General features: G+C 73.9%; 4 protein-coding genes and 1 pseudogene. All 5 read right to left on the reverse strand.

What is annotated here, in order from left to right; genetic code table 11:
- Window positions 1-1,356 (reverse strand): annotated as a pseudogene (locus tag ABZX30_RS37355) (TIGR02680 family protein); the annotation flags it as partial.
- Complete coding sequence (locus tag ABZX30_RS37360) at window positions 1,353-2,777, reverse strand: TIGR02678 family protein (protein ID WP_355942680.1); 1,425 nt, start codon at window positions 2,775-2,777, stop codon at window positions 1,353-1,355. The gene ABZX30_RS37360 and the pseudogene ABZX30_RS37355, both read right to left, overlap by 4 nt.
- A 31-nt stretch (window positions 2,778-2,808) precedes the next feature.
- Window positions 2,809-4,356, reverse strand: coding sequence for a TIGR02677 family protein (locus tag ABZX30_RS37365; RefSeq protein WP_355942682.1), 1,548 nt, complete (start codon window positions 4,354-4,356; stop codon window positions 2,809-2,811).
- Window positions 4,357-4,792: 436 nt separating this feature from the next.
- Window positions 4,793-5,848: a LacI family DNA-binding transcriptional regulator gene (locus ABZX30_RS37370; protein ID WP_355942684.1), complete on the reverse strand. Its 1,056-nt coding sequence runs from the start codon at window positions 5,846-5,848 to the stop codon at window positions 4,793-4,795.
- A gap of 181 nt (window positions 5,849-6,029) precedes the next feature.
- Window positions 6,030-7,487: a GH1 family beta-glucosidase gene (locus ABZX30_RS37375; RefSeq protein ID WP_355942686.1), complete on the reverse strand. Its 1,458-nt coding sequence runs from the start codon at window positions 7,485-7,487 to the stop codon at window positions 6,030-6,032.
- Between the last annotated feature and the right edge of the window lie 243 nt (window positions 7,488-7,730).

A 7,730-nucleotide genomic window follows, 5' to 3' on the forward strand; every position in this document is an offset into this window, starting at 1 on the left:
GGGGTGGTCCGGGGGGGGGCGGGCGCGGCCCCCCGCGGGGGGGGGGGCCCCCACGGCCCGGACGCCCTCGTGGCGGGCGGCGGCGAGTGCGGCGGAGCGTTCGGCGAGACGGGCGGGGTCGGCGTCCGCCGGGGTCCAGGGGAGGCCGGCGGTGTGGGCGTGGTCGGCGACGGCGGCGGCGTCCCGGGAGACGGCGGCGTCGAGTTCGACGGCGAGCCGGGCGGCGTGTTCGGCCTCGGCGCGGGCGCGGCCGGTTGCGGTGGTGCGGCGTTCACGTTCGGCGCTCGCCTGCCGGGCGGTCTGCTCGCAGGTGCGCACCAGGCGTTCCAGGTCGGCCAGTTGCTCGACGGCCTGGTAGGCGGCGGAGGAGCGCAGCTGGTCGAGACGGGCGCGCCGGGCGGCGAGCGCGGCGTCGGCCGACTCGGCGCGCCTCCCGGCGGCGGCCTGCTGTTCCCGGGCCGCCGCCAGGTCCGTGGTGGCGGTGCGCAGCGCGGCGGCGCGCTCGGCGGTCTCGGCGCGGCGGGTGGTGAGCCGGTCCGCGGCGGCGCGGGCGTGGACCCGCAGATAGGTGGAGTAGCTCGCGAGGAAGGCGCGGGTGGCGTCGTCGGCGGCGGCCAGCCCCTCCAGCGTGCGCTGCACGGACTCCATGTCGTCGAAGGAGCGGGCCGCCTCGGCGATCAGGTCGTCGTCGAGCGGGCGCAGGCCGGCGGTGAGGGTGTCGGAGAGCTTGGCCGGGTCGAGGTTCTTGGCGAGCTGCGGGCGGCGCAGGGTCAGGATCAGGGTGAGCAGTTGCTCGTACCGCTCCGGTCCGAGGCCGAACAGGCGCTGGTCGACGGCGGCACGGTAGTCGGCCGTGGAGGTGATCAGCTCACGTCCGAGTTCGGCGGCGAGCTGCTTCCTCGTCATCGGCCGGTCGTCGTGGGTGAGGAGGGAGAAGTCCTCGCCGACGCGGCCGTCGGCGACGAAGTGCCAGCGGGCGGGTGTGTCGCGGTGCCGCTGGGCGTGCAGCCCGATGCCGCAGGTGACGGCCTCGCCGGTCTCCCGGTGGGTGAACTCCATCCAGACGTACCCGAGCGCGCTGTCCTGCCCGCGGAAGAGCAGGTTGGACTTCATCGTGCGGTCCTCGGCGGCGAACGGGTTGAGCCGCTTGGGGTCGATACGGCCGTCGAGGACGAACGGGAACAGAACCTCCAGTGCCTTGGTCTTCCCGGACCCGTTGGGGCCCCGCAGCACCAGCCAGCCGCCCGCGAAGGAGAACTCCTCGTCCCGGTAGTCCCACAGGTTGATGATCCCGGCGCGGGTGGGGACGAACCGGGCTGAGGTGGCGGGGGCCTGGGTGGGAGCGGGGGTGCTCACGGAGTCGGGTCCTTGGCGATGTCGTCGGTGAACAGGGTTGTCTGGGAGGGCGGCACGGCCGCCGTGCGGGTCTTCACCCGGGCGGTGACCCCCCGGTAGCGGGCGAGCAGCGGAAGCGCGAGGGCCCCGCCGTCGACCCGGGCGATCAGCGACATGGCGGCCAGCAGGTCGAGCGCCTGGTCCAGCAGCCGGTCCGGGTCGCCGCGCAGATCGGCGGCGAAGCCCGCGCCGTACTCGGCGGTGATCTCCTTGAGTCTGCCCCGGAGCCAGGAGTCCGTGACGAAGGGGTACCGGGTCTCCGCCGGTTCCTGCCCCTCGTCACCGGGTGCCGCGTACGCCGACGCCTCGTCCGGCTCTGCGAGTGCGGCGAGTTCGGCGACCGGACCACGCGACGGCAGAGCCGTGTCGACACGCCGTGCGCGCGCCGCGAGGCGTTCGGCGGCGGTGGGCGCGGGCAGCAGTTCGAGGGCGTGCCGTCCGGAGCGCTGGACGGCGGCGCTGATCCGGGCGGCCAGCAGCAGCGCGGCCTGCGCGACGGTACCGCCGCCGGGGAAACGGATGTCGGACAGCCTGCCGGAGGTGTCGATGAGCGCCACGCCCTCGGCCCGCCGCTCCACCGTCAGCCCGGTCAGTCGCTCCAGGTCCTCGGCGAGGGCGGGGGCTCGCAGCTGGCCCAGGAGTTCGGTGTCGGCGTCGGCGTAGTACGCGACCGGATTCTCCAGCACCAGGCGGCGGGCCCGGCGGGCCTGATCGCGACGCTGGGCCGCACGCCCTGCGGACATGCCCAGCGCACCGGCCGAGTCCAGGAGCGCCGTGACCGAGGTCAGGTGTTGCAGGACGCGGGTCGGATGATGGACGGCGAGGAGGATCTCCCGGTCGATGTCGTACAGGGCCTCGGCCCGCTCGGGGTCGCCGGCCCAGGCTGTGGCGGAGCCGTCGGCGAGGGTGAGCGCGCCGCGCTCGGTGAGCCAGGTGACGGCGTCGACGAAGGCGTCCCGGTCGGGCTTGCGCGCGGTGTCGAGGCCGAGTCCGTCGATGCGTACGGCGTCGGCGGCGACCGCGTCGGCCAGCTCGCCGAGCGCCACCTGCGCTCCGTGACGGCCCAGGGCCGCCAGGGTGAGGACGAGGTAGGCGTAGCGGCGGCGGTCGAAGGGCCGTCCCGCGCGGGTGAGGGCCGGGCGGGTGGCGTCCAGGCCGTCCTGGGCACGCTGGAGCCGGGCGGTGTCGGCGGTGGTGACGAGCCGGTGGCCGAGCACCTCCATCAGGTCGGTGCGCAGCTGGTCGGCCCAGCGGCGCACGGTCGCCAGCGCCGCCTTGTCCGGGTACCCGGGTGTGATCAGCGGATGCCGCAGGACGAGCCGTACCGCCTTCTGGTAGTCGGCGAGTTCGAGCGGGGAGACACCCTCGGCGACGCGGCTCACGCGGTCCTGCCCCGGTGCCGGCTCGTACGGTTCATGCGGTGACCTCCAGGCGCAGCCCGTCGAGATGGAGACGCCCGCGCACGGTGTCGACGGTGGTGGAACCCTCGGCGGGGGTGAGGGTGAGCCGGACCCCGTGGGCGGAGCCGGAAGCGGCGGTGACCCGGCGGCTGGCGGGGACGCGGGCGGCGAGGGCCACGTCCAGCAGGGCCAGCAGAGCCCGTGTCTCGGGCTCGTCGAGCGTCCGGCCGTACACACCGTCCGAGGCGAGGGAGTTCGCGGCATCCCGGCGCTCGGCCTGTTCCTTGAGCTGTTCGGCGCGGAGCAGGGCCCGCCGGTCGTCGTCGCGTTCGATGCGGCCGGGGCCGTGCAGGGCGGGGGTGCGGCCGGACTGGACCAGGGTGCGGGCGAGTTCGACCGGTTCCGCCTCCCACCAGGACGTACGCCCCGGGATCAGCTCGGGATCGGCGTACGGGACGCCGATGTGGCGGGGTGCGCCGAGCCCGAAGACCGCCTGGAACAGGGCATGCGCGTCCTCGTCGCTCTCGCAGGAGGTGAACCACTGGGCGAGATGGCGCAGCTGGCTCTCCCGGCTCACCCCGCCACGGCGTGCCTCGGTGACCCGGCGCAGCAGAGCGAGAACGGAGCGGATCGCGGTGACGGTGGCGTCCTGCAGCCGCTCGGTCTCGCTGTGCTCGCGCTGCGCGAACCAGTGGGCGATGCCGTCCCACCGGTGGCGCCAGTCCGCCAGGCGCTCGGCGGGGCTGCGGAAGAGCCGCTCGTCGGCCTCGGCCGCGTATTCGATCATGCGGTCCACGCCGGTGGCCGCGGCCTTCTCGACGGCCTCGGCCAGCAGTGGAGCGTAGCGGCCGAGTTCGGCGGTGAACTCCCGCATGTGCGCGAGGAGCGTGTCCTTGTGGGCGAGGAACACCTCGGGCCGGGCGTCGTTGGTGCGCGCCAGGTCGCCCAGCATGAGGTAGAAGCGGGCGGCGCGCTGTGCCATCTCGTTCAGCACCGAGTCGAGACGGCCGAGCTTGCGGTACACCTCCTCGGCGTCGCCCGCGGTGTTGGCCTCGGCCAGGGCGCGCAGGTCGCCGAGGATGTCGGGGAAGACGAGGCGGGAGAGCTGGGCGTCCTCCAGGCTGGCGCCGAGCACGTCCTCCACCGCCCGGTACGCCCGGTATCCGGCCTGGGTGAACTGGTACACGTAGTGGCGGTTGCGGTACTCGGCGAGGTTCGCGGCGCGCGTCCCGTCGTAGGACCGGTCCAGGACCTGCCACTCCGCGAGCGCGTCGAGCAGCGGCTGCACACCGGCGGGCCCGCCGGCGGCGCCCGCGGCGGGATGGTCGAGGGCGAGGCGCTCCAGCAGCCCCGCCACGTCCGAAGCGTGCAGCAGCACCTGGTAGTTGGCACGCCCGCGGTCGAAGGCCCGCAGCAGCCACAGGTACTCGTGGCGCTTCTCGGCGGCGGCGAAGTGGAACAGCCGCAGCCGGTCGTCGACGGAGAACGCGTCGATGCCGAACGCACCCTCGTCAACGGGCTCCGAGGCCGAGGGCTCCGAGGCGTCGAACTCGTCACTCACGGATCTGCGGGCTTCCCTTCCCCTCTGTTCCGGCCGGTGCACACCCGGCCGGACACCACCGGATGCGCACCAGTCTGCCGTACCCCGACCAGCGCGGGTACGTCGCTCCCCGACTTATGCCACCTGTGCTAATATCCGCCCCTCGCGCAGCCCTACCGGCGCGGTGGCCGCCGTCGGGGATCCACCCGGTGGCCGGCTCCAGCGGCGGATCGCCGCGTACACGCCCAGCCACGCCGGTGGGCCGCCCGCGGCCGGCCATCCGGTCTGCGCCGTGGTGAACCTCGCTGCGGCACGCCTTCCCCAGCCCCGCCGCGGTGCCGGGATCGTCCATCCACGATGAGACCTCCGACCACCACGACATCTGTCGGTGTCGCCGCGTCCTCTCGACGCCGCCTCCGCCGCCCCCGACCGGCGACGGACGGCGCCCCGTCCCCGCTCAGGACGACGCGCGCGGCACCAGTTCCGTGGGCAGCACCACCTGCCGCCGCTGCGGCCCCCGGGCGACGACCGGACGGCGGTCCGCGATCTCATCGAGGAGCAGGTCGATCATCGCGCGGCCCATCTCCTGGATGGGCTGGCGGACGCTGGTGAGCGGCGGGTCCATGTGGCGGGCGATGGCCGAGTCGTCGTAGCCGACCAGGGCCACGTCGTCGGGGATGCGGCGGCCCGCCTCGCGCAGCACTTGCCGAGCCCCGGCCGCCATGACGTCGGAGCCGGCGAACACCGCGTCCACGCCGGGACTGCGCTCCAGCAGTCTGGTCATCGCGCGCCGGCCGCCCTCCTCGGTGAAGTCCCCCGGTTCGATGAGGAGTTCGTCCGCGGAGCGGCCCGCGTCCAGCAGCGCCTCTCGGTAGCCGTCGACGCGGCGCTGGGCGCCGTACACGTCGAGCCGGCCGGTGATGTGGGCGATCGTGCGGCGGCCGCGGGCCAGCAGGTGCTCCACGGCCGAGCGGGCGCCGCCGTAGTTGTCGGAGTCCACGGAGGTCAGCGTCTCCGTCGCCGAGCGCGGTCCGCTGATCACGGCCGGGATCTCCAGCTGGGTCACCAGGTCGGGCAGCGGGTCGTCGGCGTGCACGGACACCAGCAGCACCCCGTCCACCCGGTGGGCGGCCAGGTACTGGGCGAGCCGGCGCCGTTCGCGGTCGCTTCCCGCGAAGATCAGCAGCAACTGCATCTCGGTCTCGGACAGTTCGGCGCCGACGCCGCTGAGCATGTCGGAGAAGTACGGCTCCGCGAAGAACCGGGTCTCCGGCTCGGGAACGACCAGCGCGATCGCGTCCGTGCGGTTGGCGGCCAGAGCACGGGCGGCGGTGTTGGGAACGTAGCCGAGTTCGTGGACGGCCGCCTCCACGGCCGCGCGGGTCGCGTCGCTGACCCGGGGCGAGCCGTTGATCACCCGCGACACCGTGCCGCGGCCCACGCCGGCCCGGGCGGCGACCTCCTCCAGGGTCGGCCGCCGGGTGCCCCGGCTCCGCTCACCCTTGACCGCCATAGTCGCCGCCTTCCGTTCGCAGCCTTCAGGCCAGGAATGTAACAGTCGTGATCCGGCCGATCCGGCCGCCCCGATCCCATCGTCCCTCGTCGAGGGCCTTTCTCCCACCGCCCGGAAAGGGGTCGCCGCGGTGGCGCGGCCGGTGTCCCGGCGGCGCCACCGCGGCCTGGGCCGTACTGGCTCAGCCCCGCTCGCCGACGCCCGGCAGCGCGTTCCGGCCGATCACCTCGGCGTACCAGTGGGCGCTCGCCTTGGGGATGCGGCGCTGGGTGGAGTAGTCGACGTAGACGGCGCCGAAGCGCTTCGAGTAGCCGTAGCCCCACTCGAAGTTGTCCAGCAGGGACCACAGGAAGTAGCCGCGTACGTCGGCGCCGTCGGCGATGGCCCGCCGGACGGCGTCCAGGTGCGCGTGCAGGTAGGCGATCCGCTGCGGGTCGTTCACCCGGCCCTCGGGGGAGATGTAGTCGTCGAAGGCGGCGCCGTTCTCGGTGACCATCAGCGGGAGCTCGGGGTGCGAGGCCGCCAGGTCGGTGAGCAGGGTGTGCAGCCCGTTGGGGTCGATGGCCCAGTTCATCGCGGTGAGCTGGTCGTTCGCGAGGTGGAAGGTGACGTCGCTGGAGCCCGTCCACGGCGAGTGGTCGCTCGCGCCGTGGCCGTCGTTGCGGGTGCTGGCGTCACCGTCGGCGGCCGCGGAGACCACGGTCGGGGCGTAGTAGTTGACGCCGAGCACGTCGATGGGACGGGAGATCTCGGCCAGGTCGCCGTCGTGCACCAGCTCCGCCCAGTCGACGATGTGGGCGGTGTCGGCGAGCAGGTCCTCGGGATAGGCCCCGTCCAGGATCGGGCCGGTGAAGATCCGGTTGCCGACCGCGTCGATACGGCGGGCCGCTTCGGCGTCCGCGGCGCTGTCGCCGAGCGGGCGCACCTGGTGCAGGTTGAGGGTGATGGAGGTCTGCGCGGTCGAGGGCAGGTTGTCCCGCAGGGCCCCGATCGCCTTCCCGTGGGCCAGGTTCAGGTGGTGCGCGGCGCGCAGGGTGGCCGCCGGGTCGGTGCGCCCCGGGGCGTGCACGCCGGAGCCGTAGCCGAGGAACGCCGAGCACCAGGGCTCGTTGAGGGTGGTCCACACCCCGATGCGGTCGCCCAGGGCGCGGGCCATGATCTCGGCGTAGTCGGCGAAGCGGTCCGCGGTGTCACGGTGCGGCCAGCCGCCCGCGTCCTCCAGTTCCTGGGGGAGGTCCCAGTGGTAGAGGGTGGCGACGGGGGTGATGCCCGCCTCCAGGAGCTCGTCGGTGAGCCGGCGGTAGAAGTCGAGGCCGCGCTCGACGGCGGGCCCCCGGCCGGTGGGCTGCACCCGGGACCAGGAGACGGAGAACCGGTAGGCCTTGAGGCCGAGGTCCTTCATCAGCGCCACGTCGTCGCGGTACCGGTGGTAGTGGTCCGCAGCGATGTCACCGGTGTCGCCGTTGAGGACCTTCCCGGGGGTGTGGCTGTAGGTGTCCCAGATGGACGGGGTGCGGCCGTCCTCGGTGGCGGCGCCCTCCACCTGGTACGCGGCGGTGGCGGCTCCCCAGATGAAGCCGGGCGGGAAGGAGGTGTCTGAGGCCGACTGGGCAGTGGTCTCGGTTCGTACGGCGGTCATGGTGAGAACGCTCCCGAAGTGGCGTGAGTAAACGTGAGTAAAGGGGTGGGACAGGGTGCTGCTGGGGGCGGGGACCGGGCGGGTCGCACACGAGGAAGCCCGGCCGGGTACGGCCCGCGCGTGGGCGGGCCGTACGGGACGGCGGGCGGGTGCGCTCGTCCCTACTTCTGCAGTACCGCCAGGTCTTCGTGCGCCTGCGGTACCGACACCGTTCCCCGGTCGTCCGGGAGGGTCTGGATGGTG

This window comes from Streptomyces sp. NPDC004542 (genome assembly GCF_040610035.1).
Classification (GTDB): domain Bacteria; phylum Actinomycetota; class Actinomycetes; order Streptomycetales; family Streptomycetaceae; genus Streptomyces.